18 protein-coding genes are annotated in these 21,670 nt (G+C 70.0%); 8 read left to right on the top strand and 10 right to left on the bottom strand.

Going from position 1 to position 21,670, the window contains the following annotated elements; translation table 11 throughout:
- Nucleotides 1-13: 13 nt before the first annotated feature.
- Complete coding sequence (locus ACIBK1_RS17185) at nt 14-859, bottom strand: LLM class flavin-dependent oxidoreductase (protein WP_396735952.1); 846 nt, start codon at nt 857-859, stop codon at nt 14-16.
- A 234-nt stretch (nt 860-1,093) separates the two neighbouring features.
- Here ACIBK1_RS17185 and ACIBK1_RS17180 point away from each other — a divergent pair, with 234 nt between their 5' ends.
- On the top strand, nt 1,094-1,684 hold the full coding sequence (locus ACIBK1_RS17180) for a TetR/AcrR family transcriptional regulator (protein WP_030511135.1): 591 nt from the start codon (nt 1,094-1,096) through the stop codon (nt 1,682-1,684).
- Nucleotides 1,685-1,823: 139 nt separating this feature from the next.
- On the opposite strand, the gene ACIBK1_RS17175 is transcribed toward ACIBK1_RS17180, so the two are convergent.
- From ACIBK1_RS17175 to ACIBK1_RS17145, 7 genes are all read right to left on the bottom strand, one after another.
- Nucleotides 1,824-3,062, bottom strand: coding sequence for an iron-containing alcohol dehydrogenase (locus ACIBK1_RS17175; protein ID WP_030511134.1), 1,239 nt, complete (start codon nt 3,060-3,062; stop codon nt 1,824-1,826).
- A 255-nt stretch (nt 3,063-3,317) separates the two neighbouring features.
- Entirely contained in the window at nt 3,318-4,778 is a 1,461-nt protein-coding gene (locus ACIBK1_RS17170; protein ID WP_030511133.1) for an NAD-dependent succinate-semialdehyde dehydrogenase, read from the bottom strand.
- Nucleotides 4,779-5,068: 290 nt separating this feature from the next.
- Nucleotides 5,069-6,142 (bottom strand): ABC transporter ATP-binding protein, encoded by a 1,074-nt coding sequence (locus ACIBK1_RS17165; RefSeq protein WP_396735948.1) that lies wholly within the window; start codon nt 6,140-6,142, stop codon nt 5,069-5,071.
- Nucleotides 6,142-7,209 (bottom strand): ABC transporter ATP-binding protein, encoded by a 1,068-nt coding sequence (locus tag ACIBK1_RS17160; protein ID WP_030511131.1) that lies wholly within the window; start codon nt 7,207-7,209, stop codon nt 6,142-6,144. Before ACIBK1_RS17160 ends, ACIBK1_RS17165 begins: the two co-directional genes overlap by 1 nt.
- Complete coding sequence (locus tag ACIBK1_RS17155) at nt 7,209-8,120, bottom strand: carbohydrate ABC transporter permease (protein ID WP_030511130.1); 912 nt, start codon at nt 8,118-8,120, stop codon at nt 7,209-7,211. Before ACIBK1_RS17155 ends, ACIBK1_RS17160 begins: the two co-directional genes overlap by 1 nt.
- Entirely contained in the window at nt 8,120-8,986 is an 867-nt protein-coding gene (locus ACIBK1_RS17150; protein ID WP_036408440.1) for a carbohydrate ABC transporter permease, read from the bottom strand. Before ACIBK1_RS17150 ends, ACIBK1_RS17155 begins: the two co-directional genes overlap by 1 nt.
- 80 nt (nt 8,987-9,066) lie before the next feature.
- The gene (locus ACIBK1_RS17145; protein ID WP_197042853.1) at nt 9,067-10,404 is read right to left on the bottom strand and encodes an extracellular solute-binding protein; all 1,338 of its coding nucleotides are present in this window, start codon (nt 10,402-10,404) and stop codon (nt 9,067-9,069) included.
- A 478-nt stretch (nt 10,405-10,882) separates the two neighbouring features.
- Between ACIBK1_RS17145 and ACIBK1_RS17140 the strand changes: the two genes are divergently transcribed.
- The 3 genes from ACIBK1_RS17140 (at nt 10,883) to ACIBK1_RS17130 (ending at nt 13,128) form a co-directional block, all read left to right on the top strand.
- A complete protein-coding gene (locus tag ACIBK1_RS17140) occupies nt 10,883-11,617 on the top strand; it encodes a GntR family transcriptional regulator (protein ID WP_036408437.1) in 735 nt (244 codons plus the stop codon).
- A 100-nt stretch (nt 11,618-11,717) separates the two neighbouring features.
- Nucleotides 11,718-12,287, top strand: a complete 570-nt coding sequence (locus tag ACIBK1_RS17135) for a DJ-1/PfpI family protein (RefSeq protein ID WP_139572575.1) — start codon at nt 11,718-11,720, stop codon at nt 12,285-12,287.
- A gap of 19 nt (nt 12,288-12,306) precedes the next feature.
- Nucleotides 12,307-13,128, top strand: coding sequence for an alpha/beta fold hydrolase (locus ACIBK1_RS17130; RefSeq protein ID WP_396735945.1), 822 nt, complete (start codon nt 12,307-12,309; stop codon nt 13,126-13,128).
- A 253-nt stretch (nt 13,129-13,381) separates the two neighbouring features.
- On the opposite strand, the gene ACIBK1_RS17125 is transcribed toward ACIBK1_RS17130, so the two are convergent.
- A complete protein-coding gene (locus ACIBK1_RS17125; protein WP_396735943.1) occupies nt 13,382-14,242 on the bottom strand; it encodes a helix-turn-helix domain-containing protein in 861 nt (286 codons plus the stop codon).
- A 128-nt stretch (nt 14,243-14,370) separates the two neighbouring features.
- On the opposite strand from ACIBK1_RS17125, the gene ACIBK1_RS17120 reads away from it, so the two are divergent.
- Both ACIBK1_RS17120 and recD2 read left to right on the top strand, forming a co-directional pair.
- On the top strand, nt 14,371-15,813 hold the full coding sequence (locus ACIBK1_RS17120; RefSeq protein ID WP_396735940.1) for a serine hydrolase domain-containing protein: 1,443 nt from the start codon (nt 14,371-14,373) through the stop codon (nt 15,811-15,813).
- A 95-nt stretch (nt 15,814-15,908) separates the two neighbouring features.
- Complete coding sequence (recD2, locus tag ACIBK1_RS17115; RefSeq protein ID WP_363536622.1) at nt 15,909-18,164, top strand: SF1B family DNA helicase RecD2; 2,256 nt, start codon at nt 15,909-15,911, stop codon at nt 18,162-18,164.
- A 43-nt stretch (nt 18,165-18,207) separates the two neighbouring features.
- Here the strand turns inward: recD2 and ACIBK1_RS17110 are convergent, their stop codons facing one another.
- Nucleotides 18,208-19,302, bottom strand: coding sequence for a hypothetical protein (locus tag ACIBK1_RS17110; RefSeq protein ID WP_156081267.1), 1,095 nt, complete (start codon nt 19,300-19,302; stop codon nt 18,208-18,210).
- 315 nt (nt 19,303-19,617) lie between these two features.
- Here ACIBK1_RS17110 and ACIBK1_RS17105 point away from each other — a divergent pair, with 315 nt between their 5' ends.
- The gene (locus ACIBK1_RS17105; protein WP_396735936.1) at nt 19,618-20,679 is read left to right on the top strand and encodes a cytochrome P450; all 1,062 of its coding nucleotides are present in this window, start codon (nt 19,618-19,620) and stop codon (nt 20,677-20,679) included.
- The gene (locus ACIBK1_RS17100; RefSeq protein ID WP_396735933.1) at nt 20,676-21,548 is read left to right on the top strand and encodes an isocitrate lyase/phosphoenolpyruvate mutase family protein; all 873 of its coding nucleotides are present in this window, start codon (nt 20,676-20,678) and stop codon (nt 21,546-21,548) included. The genes ACIBK1_RS17105 and ACIBK1_RS17100 overlap by 4 nt, the downstream gene beginning before the upstream one ends.
- The last annotated feature ends 122 nt before the right edge of the window (nt 21,549-21,670 follow it).

Below are 21,670 nucleotides of genomic sequence, written 5' to 3'. Positions count from 1 at the left end.
ATTGGTCTTCCTCTCAGTTGTTTCGTGAGGTGATGAGTTCGTCGGTCACCCACCGGGCGACGCCGTCGGGGTAGGGCGACGGCAGCCCGAGGACGATGTGCCGGAAGCCCGCGCCGATCGCCTCGGCGATCGCGTCCCGGGTGGGGCCGGGCCGGTCGTAGGAGACGGGCAGGTGGATCGAGCGGGTGATGGAGGCGGGGTCGCGGCCGATCTCGGCGCAGTAGCGGTCGAGCAGCGCGCTGCGGCGGACGACGTCGTCGATGTCGCCGCCGGGGATGTTCCACAGGTCGGCGTGCTCGGCGGCCACGCGCAGCGTCGGGGACGAGCGTCCGCCGATGAGGATCGGCGGATGGGGGCGCTGGACGGGTTTGGGGTTGCAGAACGCTCCGGTGAGCCGGATATGAGTGCCGTGGAAGTCGAACGGTTCGGCCTCGGTCCACAGGCGCCGGATCACCGCGCAGGCTTCGGCGAGGCTCTCCGCGGCGTGCGCGGCGTCGTGGAAGGGCAGGCCGTGTGCGTCGTACTCACGCCGGGCCAGGGGATGGCCGGGTCGTGAGCCGGCGCCGATGCCGAAGTCGAGCCGTCCGCCGGAGATGTCGTCGACGGTCGCGGCGATCTTTGCCAGCATCGCGGGTGGCCGGAACCGGTTGCTGGTCACCAGCACACCGAGCCGCAGCCGCCGGGTCTGCGCGGCGAGGGCGGCGAGCAGCGTCCAGCCTTCGTAGGCCGGCCCGTCGGGGTCGCCGGCGATCGGCATGAGGTGATCGAACAGCCACGCGTGCTCGATCTGCGGGATCGCGTCCGCCTCGCGCCAGACCCGCAGGACGTCGTGGTAGCCGACCTGTTGCGGAGCGGTCATGATCCCGAAACTGGGATGGAGGGAATGCGGCATGGGGTTGTCGGTCCTTTCGACACCGGCAGCGCGACATAAGAGCGCCGCCGGCGGTCAACCGGAAAGGGGAGCGTGGGGACGGCACATGGCTTGGTCGCCGGTCCACTGCTCTGGCATGATGAGCAAGCGGGACCGTGTCCCGTTTCGACGATACGGAACAACGTCCCGTTTAGCAAGTCCGGTGACGGAGGGAGCCGCGCGATGAACGACAGCGATGGGGGCGGGGGGCGGGCGGCCCGGCCCAGACGGGCGGACGCACGGCGCAACGAGAAGACCCTGCTCGACGCGGCCGCCGCGGTCTTCGTCGCCTCAGGGGTGGACGCGCCCGTACGCGACATCGCGGCCAAGGCCGGCGTCGGGACGGCCACGATCTACCGTCACTTCCCGACGCGAGCGGATCTCATCATCGCCGTCTACCGGCACCAGGTCGAGGCCTGCGCCGAGGCCGGACCGGCCCTGCTGGCGTCCGGCGCGACGCCGTACGCCGCGCTGGAACGATGGATCGGCCTCTTCGTCGATTTCCTGGTCACCAAGCACGGACTGGCCGCCGTGCTCCGCTCCGACGACGCCGGTTTCGACGCCCTGCACGCCTACTTCCTCGACCGCCTCGTGCCCGTGTGCGCCCGGCTGCTCGACGCCGCGGCCGCCGCCGGCGAGATCCGCTCCGACATCCCGGCCATCCAGCTGATGCGCGGTGTCGGGAACCTCTGCATCGGCGCCGAGCACGATCCCGACTACGACGCCCGCCGGCTGGCCGGACTGCTCATCGCAGGGCTCCGTCTGCCGCGCTGACCGCAATCATGACCGATCCGGCTGTACCCGACGACCAGGTCGGTGGGTACAGCCGGATCGGTGGGGGGGCGGGTGGGGCGTGGCCGACAATTGCGCTACCGAGGATGGGGCAGGGAACTCGTCGTCAGGGGAAAGGCCGTCACCAGCTCTGTTCCGGAGTCAGGACGTGCCGGGTCCGGTCCCCGCTCCAGGCCGCTTCGAGGATCGCGGTCAGGCTGGCGATGTCGGTCGGGCCTGGATGGTTCTGGATCAAGCGGGTGACGCCACTGGCCATCTCCGCGAAGCGCGGGAGATCGGCGCGTGCCACGCCGATGTCCGCCAAGGTGGCAGGGATGCCGATGTCGGCAAGGAGCCCGTCGAGCCAGGTGAGGAACGCATCCGCGGCCTCGGCATCCGAGGCGTCGGTCACGTCGAGCCCGCACACCCTGGCGAGGACGGCCAACCGGTCGCCGATGGCGTCCCTGGCCGCGTCCAGCGCGTAGGGCAGCAGGAGCCCGACGCCCAGGCCGTGCGGCGTGTGGGTGGCCGCGCCGATGGGGTACTGGAGGGCGTGCGGAGCCGCGGTGCCCGCGTGGGCGAATGCGAGCCCGGCCAGCATGGACCCATAGGACATGTCCGCGCGCGCTTCCTTGTCACCTCCGTCCCTGACGACATGGGGCAAGCTGCGGGCGATCCGCTCCGCGGCCAGGAGCGCGTAGTGATCGGTGATCGGGTTGCGGCCGAGGAAGACCTGCTCCACCGGGTCGCGCGGTCCGTGGGCCCGGGGCCGCGCGGTGTAGCTCTCCACCGCGTGACAAAACGCGTCGATGCCGGAGTGGGCGGTGACGGACGCAGGGCAGGAGTAGGTGAGCTCGGGGTCGACGATGGCGAAGTCGGGCACGATGTGGACGCTGGAGACCCCCACCTTCAGCTCGCGGTCCGGGTCGGTCAACACCGAGACGGGCGTGAGCTCGGAGCCGGTGCCTGACGTCGTCGGGACCGCGACGAGAGGAATCGTCGGCCCCGGCACCTTCGACTCGCCGTAGAAGTCGCGCGGCGTCCCACCGTGGCGCCGGATGACGCCGACGATTTTGCCGAGGTCGATCACCGTGCCACCCCCGATGGCGAGGATCACGTCGGCATCCACCTCCGCGGCGGCCGCGACGGCCAGGGCGACATCGGAGAGCGGCACGTCCGGAGTCGCGTCGGCGAACACCCCGACGACCGCGACCTTCTCCCGCACGGAGGCCACGATCTCGGCCACGCTCGGCTGTCTTAGAACAACCCGGTCGGTCACGATGAGGACTCGCGAGCCACACTCGGCCACCACTCGTGGGATGTTCTGCGCGACCCCTTCGCCCACTATCAGCTGGCGTGGTCCGCGGACGGTCTCAAGCATGTCGGTGCCTCTCTGGAACGTCGGCGGTGGTTTGCTGGGCGGACGTACGGGTCACCTGCGAGACCGGGACGGCGTCGGCAAGGTCGGCTGCCGGGTGGCGCAGGCGCACGCCGGGCTCCCCGGCTCGGCCGGGCCCGGGTGCCGGCGGATTCGTGCCGGCCATGGCCCGGGTCCCGCCCCACGGGTGGAGGCCGGTCAGGCCATGTGTGCACAGGGCGCGGTGATCCTCGGCGGGCACCCGGAGCAACAGGCCGGTCACGGTAGGTCGATCGCCGCGTAGGTGACGTCGAGGTACTCGAGGATGCCCTCGTGCGACCCCTCCTTGCCGATCCCCGACTGCTTCACGCCTCCGAACGGAGCAGACGGGTCCGAGATCAAACCACGGTTGACGCCGACCATCCCCGTCTCCAGCCCCTCGGTGAACCGGAGCGCCCGCTGGAGGTCGCGGGTGAAGACGTATCCGACCAGGCCGTGCTCGGTGTCGTTGGCCTTCGCGATCACCTCGTCGTCGGACGTGAACGAGATGATCGGCGCCACCGGGCCGAAGATCTCCTCCTCCAGAATCTGCGCGTCTTCGGGCACGTCGACGAGGACCGTCGGCGGGTAGAAGTGGCCCGGCCCATCCGGACGCTCGCCGCCCACCAGGACACGGGCGCCGCGATCGACCGCGTCGGTGACGAGCTCATCGATCTTGTTGACCGAGGGCTCGTCGATCAACGCCCCGACGTCCACGCCGTCGTCGAGACCATGGCCCACCGAGAGCGCGCCCATCCGCTTGGCGAAGCGCGTCGTGAACTCCTCGAGCACCGGCTCCTCGACGTAGATTCGGTTGGCCGCGATGCAGGACTCCCCGATGTTGCGCATCTTGGCCACCATGGCGCCGTCGATCGCGACGTCCAGGTCCGCGTCGGCACACACGATCAAGGCCGCGTTGCCGCCCAGTTCCATGGAGGTGCGCAGCACGTTGTCCGCAGCCTGTCGCAGCAGCACGCGCCCGACCTCGGTCGACCCGGTGAACGAAAGCTTGCGGGTCCGGCGGTCGGCCAGCAGTGCTGAGACCACATCGCCCGAACGCTTGGTCGTCACGACGTTGACGACGCCCGGGGGAACGCCGACCTCCTCCATGATGCGGGCCAGGAGCAGCATGGTGAGTGGCGTCTGGGCTGCCGGCTTGGTGATCGTCGTGCAGCCCGCCGCCAGCGCAGGGGCGATCTTACGGGCGCCCATGGCCAGCGGAAAGTTCCAGGGCGTCACGAAGACGCACGGTCCGACCGGCTTCGGCACGGTGAGGATGCGATACCCACCACCGGGAGCGGTGTTGTAGCGCCCCTCGATGCGCACCGCCTCCTCGGCGAACCAACGGAAGAACTCGGCGCCGTAGGCCACCTCTCCCCGGGCCTCGGCGAGCGGCTTGCCCATCTCGAGCGTTATCAGCCGGGCGACCTCCTCGGATCGCTCGGTCAGTGCCCGGTACGTCGCGGTCAACAGCTCTGACCGCTTTCGCGGCGGGGTCGCCGCCCACTCCGCCATCGCCTCGCTCGCCGCCTCCAGAGCGGCGAGCCCGTCGACGACGCCGGCGTCCGCCACCTCGGCGATGGCCTTGCCGGTGGCCGGGTCCTCGACGGGGAAGGTGGCTCCGCCGGCGGCGTCGCGCCAGGTGTCGCCGATCCGGAGCCGCCGGTACTCGGGGGCCAGGACGTTCATCGGGTCGCTCATTGCGTCGCCTCCTGTGATGTTCTTGCTGATGTCCGGTGTGACCTCGGCGATCGCGCCGCGCGCGTTGACGAACGGATCACACGACCTCGTCGGGGTCGAGGGCGCCGAGCGGGTCGAACGTGGCCTCGGCCATGGCCGCAGGGCGACGCCTCGCGCCGCCGATCGCCTTCTCGGGTCACGGCTGCTTCGGCGTCGTCAGCCACTGCTCACCGATGACGGTCCGCCGAGGCCCGATCGCACGTGCGGGCGCATGGTGACGTCGCCGCGCTGTGCGGTTACCTCCCGGGCGGTTACCTCCCGGCCTCGTACAGCGCCAGCCCGGTGCCCGCGTCGAACAGGTGCACACGGTCCAGGTCGACCGTGACATGCAGCCGCTCGCCCGGCGTACCGGTGACGCTGGGTCGTGCCTTGACCTTGAGGATCTCCGTCCCCACCCGGACGTCGACCACCGTACGGTCACCGAGCGGCTCAAGGCCGTAGAGCTCACCCGGCAACGACGCGTCCCCACGCCGCTCGACGGACAGGTCCTCCGAGCGCAGGCCCAGCATCAGCGGGCGACCGTCCTCGGCCGTGGTCCAGCGGGGCCGCGGCAGCGTCCAGCCTTCCCCGACCAGACGATCTCCCTCGGCGCGGCAGGCGAGCAGGCTGATCGGCGGGCTCCCGACGAAGCCCGCGACCCACTGGTTGGCCGGACGCTCGTACACCTCGGTCGGCGTTCCGACCTGTTGCACCTTCCCCTCCTTGATGACCGCGACCTGGTCGGCCATGGACAGCGCCTCGACCTGGTCGTTGGTCACGTAGACGAAGGTTCCCCCGAGGCTCCGGTGGATGCGGGTGAGCTCGGTACGCATCTCGACGCGGAGCTTGAGGTCGAGGTTCGTCAGCGGCTCGTCCATGAGAAACGCGCGCGGGCGACGGACGAGCGCCCGTGCCAGGGCGACACGCTGCATCTCACCGCCGGACATCTGGGAGGGACGACGCTGCAGCAGACGTTCGATGTGCAGCAGGCTCGACATCCGCTCGACGGCAGCGGCGATCTCGCTCGAAGAACAGCGGCGTGCCCGCAGCGGCGAAGCGATGTTCTCGTACGCCGTGAGTCGCGGGTAGAGGGCGTAGCTCTGGAAGACCATGGCCAGGTCGCGTGCCGCCGGCGGGTCACCGGTCGCGTCCCTCCCGTCCAGGTGCACCGACCCGGCGTCGAGCTTCTCAAGGCCGGCGATCGCTCGCAGGGTCGTCGTCTTGCCCGCCCCGGAGGGCCCGAGCACGACGAAGAACGAGCCGTCCGGCACGTCCAGCGTCACCCCGTCCAGGGCCTGAACTTTGCCGAAGGACTTGCGCAGCCCTTCCACTGCCACGGTTCCCATCAGGCCACCAGCTCTTCCGTGCTCACGTCGTAGACCGGCGGGGGCCCGCCGGTGTGCCGCAGCCCGACCGGCGCGTCAGCGGCGAAACGGACAGTCGGTGGCATCCGAACCCGTACTTCGCGCTGGCCGCCGTAGTCGACCACGTAGATGATTTCGTCGCCCAGCCACTCCGCCGAGACCACGCGGGCCGGGACCGAACCTTCCGCCCCTGGCTCTGTGACTTCCAGCGCCTCCGGCCGGACGCCTGCGACCAGGCGACGGTCGCGCGGCAGGTTTGGCGGCGGCGTGAGGACCAGTCCGCCCTGACCGCGCAGCTTCCCTTCGGCCACCTCGACCTCGATCAGGTTCATCGGCGGGGAGCCGATGAACGCGGCGCAGAAGAGACTCGCCGGACGGTCGTAGACCTCCAGCGGCGTGCCGATCTGCTCGACGCGGCCCTTGTTGAGGATGGCGATTCTGTGGCCGAGCGACATCGCCTCGACCTGGTCGTGGGTGACGTAGACCATCGTCGTCCCCAGCTGCCCCTGCAGGTGCTTGATCTCCGTGCGCATGTCCGCACGCAGCTCCGCGTCCAGGTTGGTGAGGGGTTCGTCCATGAGGAATGCGCGCGGGCGCCGCACCAGGGCGCGGGCAAGCGCGACGCGCTGCTGCTCCCCGCCGGACAGCCGGTGCGGCCGCCGGTCCAGGAGCGGACCGAGCCGCATCAGCCGGGCGGCCTCGTCGACCCGCTCCTGCACCTCCGACTTGGGCAGTCCCTCGGCCCGCAGGGGGAACGCCAGGTTGTCGCGGGTCCTCAGATGCGGATAGAGAGCGTAGAACTGGAACACCATGGCGATGTCGCGCCCGGCGGGCGGCAGGTCGTTGACCAGCGTGTCGCCGATGCGGATGTCGCCCGTCGTCTGCCTCTCCAGGCCGGCGATGGCCCGCAGCGTGGTCGTCTTGCCGCAGCCCGAAGGGCCGAGCATCACGAACAGCTCGCCGTCCCCGATCGACAGGTCCACGTGCTCAACCGCGACCGTCCCGTCCGGGTAGCGCTTGTGCAGGGCGGTCACCTCGATGCCCGCCATCAGCGTCGCACCGCCCCGAGCGTCACGCCGGCGACGAGGTGCTTGCGCACCAGGTAGGCGAAGATGAGCACCGGTAGGGCGAACACCAGGGAGGCGGCGGCCACGAGACCCCAGTCCACAGTGGTTCCACCGATGAGGCCGGCGATGGCGGGTGGGGCCGTCCGCACGCCGTCGCTGGAGGTGAGGAAGATGGCGAACACGAACTCGTTCCACGAGAAGATGAGTGCGAAGACCGCCGTCGCGGCGATCCCGGGCAGGAGCAGGGGAAGGGTGAATCGCCAGAACGCCTGCAGACGGGTGTAGCCGTCGAGCATGGCGGCATCCTCGTACTCCGCGGGCACCTCGTCGACGAACCCCTTCATCATCCAGATCGTGAACGGGACGTTGAACGCGGCGTAGATGAGGATCAGGCCGAGCTTGGAGTCGATGAGTCCGACCTGGCGATACATGAGGAAGATCGGGATCACGACCACCACGGGCGGCATGAAGCGGGTGGACAGGATGAAGAACAGCTGGTCCTTCTTGGCCTTCACGGAGAAGCGTGAGTAGGCCCAGGCCGCCGGGACCCCCAGCACGGTGGCCAGCGCCGTGGAGACGCCGGCGACAAGGACGGAGTTGAGGAACGCCACGGACAAGGCCGAGCGACCGCCGCCGGGGGCGACGAACACGTCCTTGAAATGGTCCATGGTGACCGTGAAGTCGAAGAACTTGGCCGGGATGGCGTAGACGTCCCGGTTCTCCTTGATGGACGTCTCGATCATCCACAGAACCGGAAACAGCATCACGACGGCCAGCACGGTCAGCAGCACGACCTCCAGCACGGAGCGACCCCGGCCACCGAGGCGGCGCGCGGAGGGCGTGCGATCCCGGACAGGACCTGTGGCCACGGCCTCGTCGACGGAGACGGCCATCAGTCCTCCTTGAGCTTGTTGAGGTAGCGCAGGTAGAGCTGCGTGAGGACGATGACGATGAGGACCATGAGGATCCCGTACGCCGAGGCGGTTCCGGTGTTGAAGCCCAGGAACGCGACCTTGTAGACGTGGAACGACAGCGTCTCGGTGGAGACCCCCGGACCTCCGCTGGTGAGGATGTAGACGAGGTCGAACAGCCGGAAGGCCTCGATGGCCCTGAACAACACGGCGATGAGGAGCAGCGGCCACACCAGCGGAAGAGTGATGGTGCGGAACCGGAACCACTCGGACGCCCGATCGATCGAGGCGGCCTCGTACAGGTACTTGGGGACCGCGGTGAGGCCGGCGAGTGCGATGAGCATGATGAACGGCGTCCACTGCCACGTGTCGACCACGATCAGGGAGAACAACGCCGTCTGCTGCCGGGTGAGCCACTCCACCTGTCCCAGGCCGAGCGAGCCGAGCATGCTGTTGATCACGCCGAACTGCGCGTCGAGCATGAACCGCCAGAACAGCCCGACCACGACCGGCGACAGCATCATCGGAACCAGGAACAGAGTGGTCAGCAGTCCTCGCCCGTGCGTGCGCCGTGAGATCAGGTAGGCGATGGAGAAACCGAGCACGGTCTGCAGGGCGACCGCGCCGACCACGTAGATCACCGTCGTCAAGGCCCTCAGGTGGACCTGCGCCGAAGCCAGGATGGCGGTGTAGTTCCCGAACCAGACGAAGGTGGCGGGCCCCCCGCGGGTGGCCGAGTAGTCGGTGAAAGACAGGTACAACGCCCACAGCAACGGGAACACCGACATCGCGAGCAACAGCAGCAACGCGGGGGAGATGAAGACCACCGCGAGCCAGCGGTCGCTCAAGTGGCGGGACCGACCCGGTGCAGGCGGCGTCGTGGACGCCACCTGCCCGGGGTGGTCCGTCGTCAGAGAGACGGGGTCACTCACAGTCCGCCGCCGCCCTTGCGGCCGCTGGAGTCGAGCACGCTCTGCTGCTCCTTGGCGATGTCGTCGAGCGCGTCCTTCGGCGCCTTCGCGCCGTTGAGAGCCGCGTTGACGTTGGTGTTCTCGATGTCGATGAGGCGCGCGTACTCGGGCACGTTCCACATGTCCCGCATCCGCGGGACCGACTCGGTGTACACCTTGTTGAACGGCCCGGCATTGAGGAACTCGGGCGACTCCAGGGCGTCCGTACGCGCCGGCACGCCACCGGCCGCGGCCCACTTCTTCTGGATGTCAGCCTGCTCGAACCACTTCATGAAGTTCAGGGCCTCGGCCTGCTTCTCCTTGGGGGAGTAGGCCGAGATGTGCATCCCCATGCCGCCGAGAGGCACCAGGTTCGTCTTCTGGCTCGGCAGGGCGGCGAAGCCCAGCTTGCTGAGAATCTCTTCCTTCGTGGAGCCGAGCGTCGACTGCTTCGGGTCGAGCAGAGCGCCGCTCGCGGCGATCCAGTTGAACGCGATGCATGCCTTGCCCTGGGCGACCGCCGCGTTCACCTCGTCGATGAACCAGTTGCCGGAGCCCTTGGCGGTCAGCGGCTTCATCTTGTTGACCAGGATGTCCATCGCCTCCTGGCCCGCGGCGTCGTTGATGACGCCCTCGATCTTGCGCGCCTTGGCGTCCCAGAGGTTGCCGCCGTAGAGGCCGTTGACCGTGTTGTAGGTCACGGCCGCGGCGTCGGAGCCGTTGGCCTGGTGGAAAGCCAGCCCGCTGACGCCGGGGTTGTCCGCCTGGCACTTCTCGGCGACCGAGATCATCTCGTCCCAGGTCTGCGGCGGCTTGTCGCCGATCAGATCCTTGCGGTAGATCATCGTCCAGGTGTCGCCGAGCAGCGGCAGTCCGTACAGGCTGGCGTTCTCGTCGCGCTTCCCGGTCTCCGCCTGGGGGAACTGGCCGTAGGCCGCCAGGAGGTACGGGTTGTAGGCCTTGACGTCGATGTTCTTCTTGACGAAGTCGGTGATGTCGAGGATGTTGCCGTTCGTCACGGCCTCACCGATGTGCTGCGAGTCCAGGACCGGAATGTCGAAGTCGGTCTTGTGCGCCGCGAACTGGGTGAACATCGCGTCGTGCCAGTTCGCGTTCGGCACGGTGTTGACCTTGATGGTCACATTCGGCCGCTCCTTGGTGTACTCCGCGTTCGCGAAGGTCTCCAGCGCGTGGGCGGGGGGCCAGTCGAACCAGATGAAGCTGAGGGTCAGCGGGTCCTTGGTGAGCTCCGGGATGGTCGCCGGCGCCTTAGGGGCGCTCGAATTCGCGCCGTCGTCCTGGCCGCAAGCCGCCATGGCGGCCACCAACAGGGCCGCCGTCGCCAGGTGCGCCGTTCGACGAGGAACGGACAGTCGTCCTATTCGCTTTGGATACCGCATCTTCTTGCCTGCTTTCTGAGTGGGGAGCTCTGGAGCCTTACTGCGTGCTTCGCCGAGCAGTTACTGGGGGGTGTTCAGGCGTGTTGCCGGCTGTCGCAGGGGCTGACCCGCAGACCGGCGTCACGAGTACGCCGCGACGTAATGGGGCTTCAAGCAGTCGAGAGGTCCTTCGGCCCTTGTGTGGCCCGGCGGCGAGCCGAGTAGGACGTCGAGCATGCTCATGGGAGCTCCAACTGATCGAAGCGGAGCGATGACGGGCGGTTCCGAGATGGAGGAAGGATGGCTGGCATCCGCCACCTTTCCTATACGATCCGAGTGGGGGCGTCAACATCCAGCAGCGTTGCGAACGACGTCAACAGGTTCCCGAAAACTCCAGAAAGGACCTCACGTCACGATGGACGACGAAACGATGATCGTGCGGCGCCGTGGGGCCATGACAGGCGGAGCGCCGCCGAGAAGATCTCGCGGCCGGCTTGCCGACGAGGTGTACGACACGCTGCTCGGACAGCTGATGTCGCTGCGGATCGAGCCTGGCTCCCGCGTCACGATCGACGTCCTGGCGCGAGAGCTCGGGGTCTCGCAGACGCCGATCCGAGACGCTCTGAACCGCATGGAGGCCGAGGGCCTGGTCGTGCGTGTGCCCCATGCCGGCTATCGCATTCCCCCCCAGATCACCCGTCAGCGATTCGAGGACATGCTTGAGCTCCGCCTGCTCCTCGAGCCGGCGGCGGCGCGCAGATCCGCCGAACGCGCATCCTTGCAGCAGGTGGCCGGTCTGCGACGAATGCTGGAGGAGATGGCGGAGCTGGAGGGAGGCAACGGGATCATGGCCTATGGCGCCTTCGGGTTACGCGACGCCGCTTTTCACGATCTCGTCGCCCTGAGCGCGGAGAACCAGGTCATCCGCGAAGCGCTCGGTCGCCTGCACACGCACGTGCACCTGTTCCGGCTTCTCCACGACACCCAGGTCACTCATTTGGCCATGGCCGAGCACGAAGAGGTGCTGGCCGCGATCGCCGCGCGTGACCCCGACGCCGCCGCCTACGCCATGCGCCGGCACATCCTGCTGTCCGGCGAGCGGTTCCGCCGATTGTTCGACGAAGTCAAGGGCTCGGACGGAATGGCGTAAAGGCTTGACGGGCGGGCCAAGCCGAGGAATGCTGACGCAATCGGATCGGATCCGATTGGATCGGATCCACCTCACCCGCCCCAGATGCGAGGAGAAGTAGGTGCCTAGAGCACTGCTCCTTACCGGCGACGCCGCCGAGGAGCTCGACACCATGTATCCCTACTATCGCGTGCAGGAGGGCGGCTGGGACGTCGACGTCTCGTCACGGACGATGCGTGACGTTCAGCTGGTCATCCACGAGTTCGACCCCAACTCCGACGCGTACGTGGAGAAGAACGGCCGAAAGCTGCCGGTCGACGTGCCCTGGGCCGAAGTCGACGTCGAGCGCTATGACGCCCTCATCATTCCCGGGGGACGTGCCCCCGAGTGGATCCGGGTCGACGCCGACGTCAGGCGCATCACCGAGCACTTCTTCGCGCGCAACCTCCCGATCGCGCTGGTGTGCCACGGCGCGCAGGTGCCGGCTGTGTACGGACTGCTGAAGGGCCGTAAGACGGCGTGCTTCCCCCCCATCACCGGTGACATGGAGAACGCGGGCGCGACGGTCATCGACGCTCCCGACGTCGTGGACGGAAACCTTGTCTCCTGCCGCGGCTGGCCTGACATGCCGCAGTTCGGCCGGGTGATGATGGAGGTCTTCTCGAAGTCCGTCAACTCCGCGTCCGCATGAGCACACCTGGCCTGTCCCGGTGACGGCGCTTCGGACCGTCACGGTCGACGGCTCCCCCGTTCAGGTCATGGAGAGCGGCACCGGGCCCTCGGTGCTGATGCTGCACGGCTCCGGACCCGGTACGACCGGATCCGGAGCCTGGGCGGCGACCGCACAGGCGCTGGACGCGTCCTTGCACCTGGTGGCTCCTGACCAGGCGGGGTTCGGCCGTACACCGATCCCGGCGGGCTCCAGGGGTGGGCTCCGGCTGTGGACGGAGCAGGCCGCGGGCCTGATGGATGCTCTCGGTGTCGAGCACTACGCGGTGGTGGGCCACTCCATGGGCGGGGCCGTGGCGCTGGCGTTGGCGGCCGCGCGTCCCCAGCAGGTCACCCATGTCGTGGCGGTCTCGACGATGGGCGCCCCCGGGGCGCCGCTGTCGCCCGACCTCGACGCGCTCTGGGCCGCCTCCGCCGGCCCGCTCGGGGCACGAGACATGCTGAGTCGCCTCTTCTTCGACCAGGCGCTCGTGACCGAGTCGGCCGTCGCTGCCCGTGCGGCTGCGATGCGAGAGGGGGCGGACGCGTACGCGTCGTTGTTCCCTCCGCCCAGGGCACGGTGGGCCGATGACCTCACCCTGTCGGCGCAAACGCTGGCAGGGGTCCGCGCGCCCGTGCTGCTCGTCCACGGCGCCGAGGACCGAGTCACCCCGCTCGGGACGGCGGCCCTGCCCCTGCTCGAGCATCTGGCCGATGTGCGTCTGCACGTGTTCGGCCGATGCGGGCACGTGCCGGCGATCGAGCACGCGCACGACTTCAGGCGACTCCTGTCGTGCTTTCTCGGCAGGGAACAGGGTCACTGATCGCCGCGACAGGTCCGCAGCCCGTGTCAAGCAGATCAGCATGAAGCGGGCGTGATCCGCGCAGAAGCCGGCGCCCTCCCCGAGGCCCGAGCCATGACGAGACAGTGGCCGAGGCAGTGGCCGAGGTTGGGGGGCACTGCGCTGCCGGTTGTTCCCGAGCGGACGGCGGCGGTGGCAGGTCGGCGATGTCCGCCCGATTCCCGGCGAGTAGTGCGGCAACCCCGGCTTCGGCGATCGCGGGACTTCGGACGTTCTAGGGGTGTCGGGCCGGCGACGAAACCGGCGCCGGGGCCGGCCAGGCGACGTCGTCGATCGCGAGCCACGGCGCCTCGGCCACGGCCGTGGGCGTGAGCCCGGCGAACGCCTTGATCTCGCGGTTGAGGTGGGACTGGTCGGCGTAGCCGCTTTCCGCGGCGACCCCGGCGGCGCAGTGCCCCGCCGCCAGAAGGTGGGCGGCGTGGTCGAACCGCACCAGCTGAGCGGCGCGTTTTGGGGTGATCCCGAGCTGCGACCGGAAACGGGACCACAGGCGCTTGCGGCTCCAGCCGACCTCGTCCGCCACGCCGTCGACCCGCACCCGCCCCCGGCTCGCGAGCGTCCGCCGCCAGACGTGGGCGACCTCCGGATCGACCGGGGGACGGGCGTCCAGTCGCCGGCCGAGGATGTCCCTCGCGATCGCGAACCGTTCGTCCCACGACGCGGCGGCGCGCAGCCTGTCCTCGGCTCGCCCGGCGTCGCGGCCCCAGACGTCCTGGAGGGGCACCACCGTGCCGCTGAGCTCGGCCGGCGCGCCGAACACGGCGGCCGCCGCGACCGGCTCCAGCCGGATCTGCAGGCACTCGACCCGGCGGCCGGCTGCCCGGAAATCGCCGGGAAGGAGCCCGGCGACGACACTGCCGCGCCGGCTCCGGCCATGGGCGTCGTAGACGACGGCCTCCTCATCGCTCAGGTCGACGAAGACGGTGACGAACGGGTACGCGACCATGGTGATGTCCCAGAGCGCGGGGGAGCGCTGGCGGAACCCGGCCATGCTCACCCCCGGCAGCCGGCCCGGCGCACCCGGGACCGCGACATCCACCCACGCCCAGTCGTATGGGGTCCCCGTCGACGGCATACGACCAGCCTAATCACCCCAGCCGCACGTCGTGATCTCCGATGCCGGCCGGGCGGCCCCGGGCCGTTGAGCGGAGGCTCCACGCTTTGTCGCGAAATTCGATTGCACGGCCTTGTTACGGTGGCCGCATGCCCTCTCAGCGTGCCCTGCTGCCGCGTTCGACACCGGCCGCCTCGGGGATGTCGTCCCGTTCGATCGGCGCGATGCTGGACCGGCTCGAAGCACGATCCGTCGAGTGCCACTCCATCATGGTCGTACGCCACGGTCACGTCGTCGCCGAGGGCTGGTGGGCGCCGTACTCGGCCGGACGCCCGCACCTTCTCTACTCGCTGACCAAGTCGTTCACCGCGGTCGCCGTAGGGCTCGCGATCGCCGACGGGCTGCTCGCGCTGGACGACCGGGTGGTGGACGTGCTGCCCGGCCACGTTCCGGCCGGCATCTCGGAGCAGGCACGCCGCATCACCGTTCACCACCTGCTGTCCATGACGACCGGACACCGCGCGGACAGCCTCGCGGAGGCATGGCGGCTGGAACCTGGCGACCTGGTGAAGGGCTTCCTGCGCGTGCCCTTTCCCGAGACCGAAGGGACACGGCACGCCTACGACAACCCGACCACCTTCATCCTGGCCCGGATGGTGGAACGGGTCACGGGCCGCGGCTTGCCCGAGCTGCTCGACGAGCGCCTCTTCACGCCTATGGGCATCGACCACGCCGAATGGGACCGGGTGGCGAGCGGCGCCACCTTCGGCTTCCACGGGCTGCACCTCACGACCGAGGCCGTGGCCGCCTTCGGCGAGCTGCTGCTGCGCGGAGGCCGTTGGGGCGACCGGCAGCTCGTCCCGCGCGAATGGGTGGAGCTCGCGACCAGGCGGCACATCGACACCCTGCCGTTCGAGGACGGATCGGGGGACGCCGACTACCTGAGCGGCTACGGCTACCAGTTCTGGGTGTCGCGCCACGGTTACCACGGTGACGGCTCCTTCGGCCAGCAATGCGTGGTAGTCCCGTCGCACGACCTCGTGGTCGCCGTGACCGGCGCCCACACGCAGGCACAGGAGATGCTCGACGCACTGTGGGAGTGCCTGCTGCCGGGCATGGACCACTTCGACCGGAAGGCGGAAAGCACCCGGGACGACGAGATCCTCGCCGAGCGGCTGCGGCGGCTGTCGTTCGCGCCGGTGCCCGGTTCGGCCGCCCCGGGGCGTCCCGTCAAGGCGAGCATCGACGCCTCCGCCGAGGGTTCCGCTCTGCCCGGCGGAACCCCGGTGATCGTCGATTCCGCGGACGGTGGATGGCTCCTGCGGTTCGGATCGTCCCTCGACATCGAGGTCGGCCACGGCGCATGGCGGGAGAGTTCGCCGCTCGGCCGCCCTGTCGTCGCGGCCGGCGCCTGGCAGGGCGACACGTTCGTCGCCGAGCTCTACGTCATCACCACTCCGCACCGGGTCAGGCTGGTGGTCGACACCGGCGCCGGGACAGCGGCGGCGACGTGGAACATCGTCCCCCTGACCGGTCCCGATCTGGAGTTGCACCTGCGGTCGCCGCTGATGACACGGCCCGACGTCGCGTAGGCGATGCCGGCGAGGCGCGCGGGCGCCGGCCGCTCCGTCCCCCGTGACACCGGTCGCGTCGGGCGGGTCCCGCCATGTGGGAGACAATGCGAGCCATGACGAATCCTCCCGGAGGCGCCGCGGGCAGGCCGCCCGGCGTGCAGCTCGACGCCGTGCTGGAGCGGATCACCTACGCCAACGAGGAGACCGGTTACACGATCGCCAGGGTCGCCACCGAACGGTCCGGCACCGAGCTGCTGACCGTCGTCGGCCCGCTGCTCGGGGCGCAGGTGGGCGAATCGCTGCGGCTCACCGGCCGCTGGGGCTCCCACCCCAAGTACGGCAGGCAGTTCGAGGTCTGGTCGTACTCGACCGTCCTGCCGGCGACGATCCAGGGCATCCAGCGCTACCTGGGCTCCGGGCTGATCAAGGGCATCGGCCCGAAGATGGCCGAGCGGATCGTGGACCACTTCGGCACCGACACGCTGCGGATCATCGAGGAGGAGCCCAAGCGCCTGGTCGAGGTCCCCGGCCTCGGGCCCAAGCGGACCAAGATGATCGCCGCCGCCTGGGAGGAACAGAAGATCATCAAGGAGGTGATGATCTTCCTGCAGGGCGTCGGGGTGTCCACCTCCATCGCTGTGCGCATCTTCAAGCAGTACGGCGAGGACTCCATCGACGTGGTCCGCAAGGAGCCCTACCGGCTCGCCGACGACGTGTGGGGCATCGGGTTCAAGACCGCCGACACCATCGCGCAGGCCGTGGGCATCCCGCACGACAGTCCCGAGCGGGTCAAGGCCGGTCTGCGCTACACGCTGTCGCAGGCCGCCGACGACGGTCACTGCTACCTGCCCGCCCCCAACCTGGTCGCCGACGCCGTCAAGATCCTGGAGGTGCCGCCCGACCTGACCACGGCCTGCCTGGAGGAGCTCGTCGCCGAGGAGGGCGTGGTCCGCGAGGAGGTCCCGGCCAGGGGAAGCGGCGAGCAGAACGGGGACGGCGACGAGAGCACCGTTCCCGCGATCTACCTCGTCCCCTTCCACCGCGCCGAGTTGTCGCTGGCCGGCACCCTGCGCACCCTGCTGACCTCCGGCCACGACCGGCTCGGGGCGTTCGCGGACGTGGACTGGCCGGCCGCCTTCGACTGGCTGCGCGGCCGGACCGGCGCCGACCTCGCGCCTGAGCAGGCCGAGGCCGTACGGCTCGCGCTGACCGAGAAGGTCGCCGTCCTTACCGGCGGCCCCGGCTGCGGCAAGAGCTTCACCGTGCGCTCGGTGGTGACCCTTGCCCGCGCGAAGCGGGCCAAGGTCATCCTGGCCGCCCCGACCGGCCGGGCGGCCAAGCGGCTGGCGGAGCTGACCGGCCACGAGGCCACCACCGTGCACCGGCTGCTCCAGCTGCGCCCCGGCGGGGACCCCACCTTCGACCGCGACAACCCCCTCGACGCCGACCTGGTCGTGGTGGACGAGGCGTCCATGCTCGACCTGCTGCTGGCCAACAAGCTCGCCAAGGCGGTCGCCCCGGGCGCGCACCTGTTGTTCGTCGGCGACGTCGACCAGCTTCCCTCGGTCGGCGCCGGAGAGGTGCTGCGCGACCTGCTGGCCGCTCCCGGCATCCCCCGGGTGCGCCTGACGCAGATCTTCCGCCAGGCGCAGGAGTCCGGCGTGGTCGTCAACGCCCACCGCGTCAACACCGGCCAGCACCCGCTGGTGCGCGAGTTCCCCGACTTCTTCCTGTTCTCCTGCGAGGAGCCCGAGGAGATCGCCGCCCTGACCGTGGACGTCGTCGCGCGGCGCATCCCCAGGAAGTTCGGGCTCAATCCGCGCAGGGACGTACAGGTGCTGGCGCCCATGCACCGCGGCCCGGCGGGCGCCGGCGCGCTCAACATCGCTCTGCAGGAGGCGCTGACCCCCGCCCGCGAGGGCATGCCCGAGCGCCGGTACGGCGGGCGGGTCTTCCGCGTCGGCGACAAGGTCACCCAGCTGCGCAACAACTACGACAAGGGCGCGGCCGGGGTGTTCAACGGCACGGTCGGCGTCGTCACCGCCATCACCTCCGAGGAGAGCAAGCTGACCGTGCTGACCGACGAGGACGAGAACGTCGACTACTCCTTCGACGAGCTCGACGAACTCGCCCACGCCTACGCGGTCAGCATCCACCGCTCCCAGGGGAGCGAGTATCCGGCCGTGGTCATCCCGCTGGCCACCAGCGCCTGGATGATGCTGCAGCGCAACCTCCTCTACACCGCGATCACCCGGGCCAAGAAGCTCGTGGTCATCGTCGGGTCGCGGCGGGCGCTCGGCCAGGCCGTGCGCACGCGGGGGGCGGGCCGCCGCCACACGGGGCTGACCCACCGCCTCCGCGTGATCTGAACCATCGTGTCCCGGCCGGCGCGCCCGCCCCTGCCGCCGGTCGTCAGTACATCGAGGTGTAGGTCACGAACGACGCCTGGTTGACCCTGGTGGTGGCGTTGTAGCACGCGACGTCACGGACGTAGGTGGTCGACCCCGAGGTCGTCCACAGGGTGAGCAGGTTGCAGAACCCCGGTCCGGGGCCGTACGCCGTGACCTGCACGTTGTTGGGCAGCGCCCCGACCTTGGGGAAGGTCACGAGACGCAGGCCTGTCCCGGCCGACTGGACCGTGTTGACCGCGCCGGGGTAGTTGAAGTTGATCGCGGGGGGCACCGGCGCGTACGGCCCGGGGTTGGCCGGGGTGTTGTCGAAGGTGTAGGCGAACAGCTTCGGCGGCGCGAACGCTCCGGTGATGGCCCGCTCGCGCTGGTAGGTGAGGGTCCAGCCGGTGTCGAGTGGGTTGACGGTGGCGTCGTGGCACAGCACCTGGATCTTCTGCCCGGACGTCGCCCAGCTCCAGGCGCCCACCTTGCAGCGTGCCGGCTGACCCGAGTCGACCGCGGTGACCTGGATGTTCCCCGCCTGCACCGAGGAGCCGAGACCGGGCAGCCAGACGGTCCAGTCACCGGTGGCGTTGTGGAAGACGGAGTTCGCCGCGAGCGAGGAGTTGTAGCCGGAGGCGATGGAGCTGCCGTTCCAGAAGACGTAGCCGAACGCCTGCGCCGCCGAGAACAGCGCCCCGCTGCTGCTGCCGAAGACGATGGAGAACAGCGCCTTGGCCGGGCCGCCGCCGAACCGGTAGCACCGCACCGCCACCATCTCGTCGGTGCCGACCTGGCCCCACTTCTCGATCTGGCACCACTCGGCCGACTGCGAGATCGCCGTCACGTGCGCGATGCCGCCGCCCGAGGGGATCCCGATCTGCGGGAACCGCACGAAGTACTCCCCGGGAACGCCGGGCGTGACGGAGACCGCACCGGATGTCCAGCTGCCCGCCTGGTAGGACAGGTTCGGCACGCCGGAGCTGGTGTCGACGTAGGCGAAGCCCCACGCGTCGGGAACCGCCGCGTTCGCGGTCCCCGTCCCGGCGGCGGCGCCCGCGGCGACCATCGCACACAGTAGAAGTAATCGGGTGAACACGGAGCGTAACAAGCGCATGCCGTCCTCCATCGCGGTGGTGCCCAGTGGGCGTACGAGATGTCGACGCCGGGTTGCCGGCGAGTGGTGCCCGTTCGTGGAGCCGTGGAACGTTCTAGAAGGGCGCGGAGTTCACGATCACCCTTCCGCCCTGTGATAACCCGCGGACCGATCTTTGAGAAGGCCCAAAGGCGCACATGTCGTACATCGCCATTTAGGCGTGAAACGTTCATCTTTCGACGGTTGCCGAAGGATCACGGCCCTAACCTGCCGGAGAGACGACGACCACCGCAGAAAGGGGGAAGGGGGCGGGCCTCCACGCGTCCCCGGCCACCGATGACAGCCGACCCGCCCGCCGTTCTGGAACGGCGGCTCACCCGGCACGCGGACGTGCGCGCCGTGCTCGCCGACCCTCGATTCCTCGTCCCCGCCGCCCCCGCCGCGCAACCCGGCACGGGGATGGCGTGGCTGCGGGGGGCGGTCAGCAGGTTCAGCAACGGGGCCGAGCACGCCTGCCGCCGCGCGCGCGCCGAGGGGCTGCTCGACGCCCTCGACCCCGTACGGCTGCGCCGCGAGGCCCGCGAGCAGGCCGGCGCCGAACTGGCGGGCGGCTCCCGGGTGGACGTGATGGCCAGGATCGCCCGCCGCGTCCCGGTCGGCGTCCTCGCCACCCGGCTCGGCGTCCCGGAGGACCGGCGGGAGGAGGTGGTCGCCGCGGTGACGGCCATGGCCGCCGCCTACCATCTCCCGCCCGCGCCCGGGGCCGCGTCCGCCGGGGACGCGGCGGTGGCCGTGCTGGCGGACGCGCTGGGCGAGGGGGAGGGGCTCGAACCCGGCCTGCTGGCCGCGGTGGCCGGGGCGCTGGTCCAAGCGTGTGACGCCACCGCCGGCCTGATCGGGAACACCCTCGCGGTCGTGGCCCGTCTGCCCGCCGACCTGTCCGTACGGTGGCCGGTCGAGGCGCTGCTCGCCGAGACCCTGCGGTGGGACCCGCCCGTACGGCTCACGCGCCGGGTGGCGGCCGAGGACGCCACGGCCGGAGGAGTCACCGTGCCCGCGGGGGCCGTCCTCGTGCTGGACCTGGCGGCGGCCAACCGGGACCCCGAGGTCTTCCCCGACCCACACCGCTTCGACCCCGGCCGTTTCGACTCCGAGCGCTTCGACTCTGGCCCTCGCCGGCAGGGGCGTGGCGGGAGCGGCGGGCACCTGGGCTTCGGCGGCGGGATCAGGCCCTGCCCCGGTGAGCGGGCCGCGCTCGCCCTGGCGGCGGGCGTCGTGGAGGCCGCTCTCACACACCGCCTCGCCGACCCCGAGATCCCGTACGAGCCGTCGCCGAACCTGCGCGTGCCCGCCAGCCTCCACCTTGAGGGCACCCACACCACGAAAGGACCCCGATGAGCACCCACGGCGAGACGTTCCGTGCGCTGCACCACCCTGACTTCCGTGCGCTGCACCACCCTGACTTCCGTGCGCTGCACCACCCTGACTTCCGTGCGCTGCACCACCCTGACTTCCGTGCGCTGCACTATGCGAAGCAGCCGCTGGTGCTGCCCAACGCCTGGGATTACGCCTCGGCGGCCGTCCTGGCCGCCGCCGGGTTCGCCGCGATCGGGACCACGAGCCTCGGCGTCGCCGCGGCGGCGGGCAAGCCCGACGCGACCGGTGACACCGCGGAGGAGACGCTCGCGCTGGCCCGGCGGCTGGCCGGGCTGCCCTGCCCGGTGTCGGTGGACATCGAGGGCGGCTTCGCGGACACGCCGGAGGGGGTGGCCGAGATCACCGCCGAGCTGGCCGCGCTCGGCGTGGCAGGCGTCAACATCGAGGACGGCCGGCCGGACGGGACGCTGGCGGATCTCGGCGAGCGGTGCGAGACGATCGCGGCGGTCAAGGCGAAGGCGCCGGGCCTGTTCGTCAACGCCCGCACCGACACCTACTGGCTGGGGGCCGGGGACCTGGCTACGACCGTCGGCCGGCTGCGGGCCCTCGCCGAGGCCGGAGCCGACGGCGTGTTCGTTCCCGGGGTCGCCGACGGCGACGACGTACGGGCGCTGGTGGACGCGGTCGATCTGCCGCTCAACGTGCTGCTCCTGCCCGGCCGCCACACCGTCGCGGGTCTGGCCGCGCTGGGCGTGCGCCGGATCAGCACCGGCTCGTTGCTGCTGCGGGCCGCTCTGCACGCCGTGGCCGAGACCGCGCGGGCGGTCGCCTCGGGCGGGCAGATCCCCGCCGGCCTTCCCTCGTACGAGGACGTGCAGGCCCTCATATGACGGGCGCTGACTTGCCACTTGATCAGTCTTGACCTGCACCTTACCGTCTACAGAGACGAGCCCATCGGAGAAGCGACCGAAATGTGACCTAAGCGCAGGAGAAAATGCCAACATAGGAGGCA

Source organism: Microbispora rosea, from assembly GCF_044460045.1.
In the GTDB taxonomy this organism is placed as follows: Bacteria; Actinomycetota; Actinomycetes; order Streptosporangiales; family Streptosporangiaceae; genus Microbispora; species Microbispora rosea.
The sequence above is the reverse complement of the archived record's forward strand: the minus strand, read 5'-3'. Positions and strand labels throughout refer to the sequence as shown.

Coding starts and splice junctions, on each gene's coding strand:
- ACIBK1_RS17175 (WP_030511134.1), bottom strand. CDS start 3,062: ATGCTTGAGACCGTCCGCGGACCACGCCAGCTGATAGTGGGCGAAGGG.
- recD2 (WP_363536622.1), top strand. CDS start 15,909: ATGACGAATCCTCCCGGAGGCGCCGCGGGCAGGCCGCCCGGCGTGCAG.
- ACIBK1_RS17120 (WP_396735940.1), top strand. CDS start 14,371: ATGCCCTCTCAGCGTGCCCTGCTGCCGCGTTCGACACCGGCCGCCTCG.
- ACIBK1_RS17170 (WP_030511133.1), bottom strand. CDS start 4,778: ATGAGCGACCCGATGAACGTCCTGGCCCCCGAGTACCGGCGGCTCCGG.
- ACIBK1_RS17105 (WP_396735936.1), top strand. CDS start 19,618: ATGACAGCCGACCCGCCCGCCGTTCTGGAACGGCGGCTCACCCGGCAC.
- ACIBK1_RS17155 (WP_030511130.1), bottom strand. CDS start 8,120: ATGGCCGTCTCCGTCGACGAGGCCGTGGCCACAGGTCCTGTCCGGGAT.
- ACIBK1_RS17110 (WP_156081267.1), bottom strand. CDS start 19,302: ATGCGCTTGTTACGCTCCGTGTTCACCCGATTACTTCTACTGTGTGCG.
- ACIBK1_RS17125 (WP_396735943.1), bottom strand. CDS start 14,242: ATGCCGTCGACGGGGACCCCATACGACTGGGCGTGGGTGGATGTCGCG.
- ACIBK1_RS17160 (WP_030511131.1), bottom strand. CDS start 7,209: ATGGCGGGCATCGAGGTGACCGCCCTGCACAAGCGCTACCCGGACGGG.
- ACIBK1_RS17100 (WP_396735933.1), top strand. CDS start 20,676: ATGAGCACCCACGGCGAGACGTTCCGTGCGCTGCACCACCCTGACTTC.
- ACIBK1_RS17165 (WP_396735948.1), bottom strand. CDS start 6,142: ATGGGAACCGTGGCAGTGGAAGGGCTGCGCAAGTCCTTCGGCAAAGTT.
- ACIBK1_RS17140 (WP_036408437.1), top strand. CDS start 10,883: ATGGACGACGAAACGATGATCGTGCGGCGCCGTGGGGCCATGACAGGC.
- ACIBK1_RS17145 (WP_197042853.1), bottom strand. CDS start 10,404: ATGGCGGCTTGCGGCCAGGACGACGGCGCGAATTCGAGCGCCCCTAAG.
- ACIBK1_RS17180 (WP_030511135.1), top strand. CDS start 1,094: ATGAACGACAGCGATGGGGGCGGGGGGCGGGCGGCCCGGCCCAGACGG.
- ACIBK1_RS17185 (WP_396735952.1), bottom strand. CDS start 859: ATGACCGCTCCGCAACAGGTCGGCTACCACGACGTCCTGCGGGTCTGG.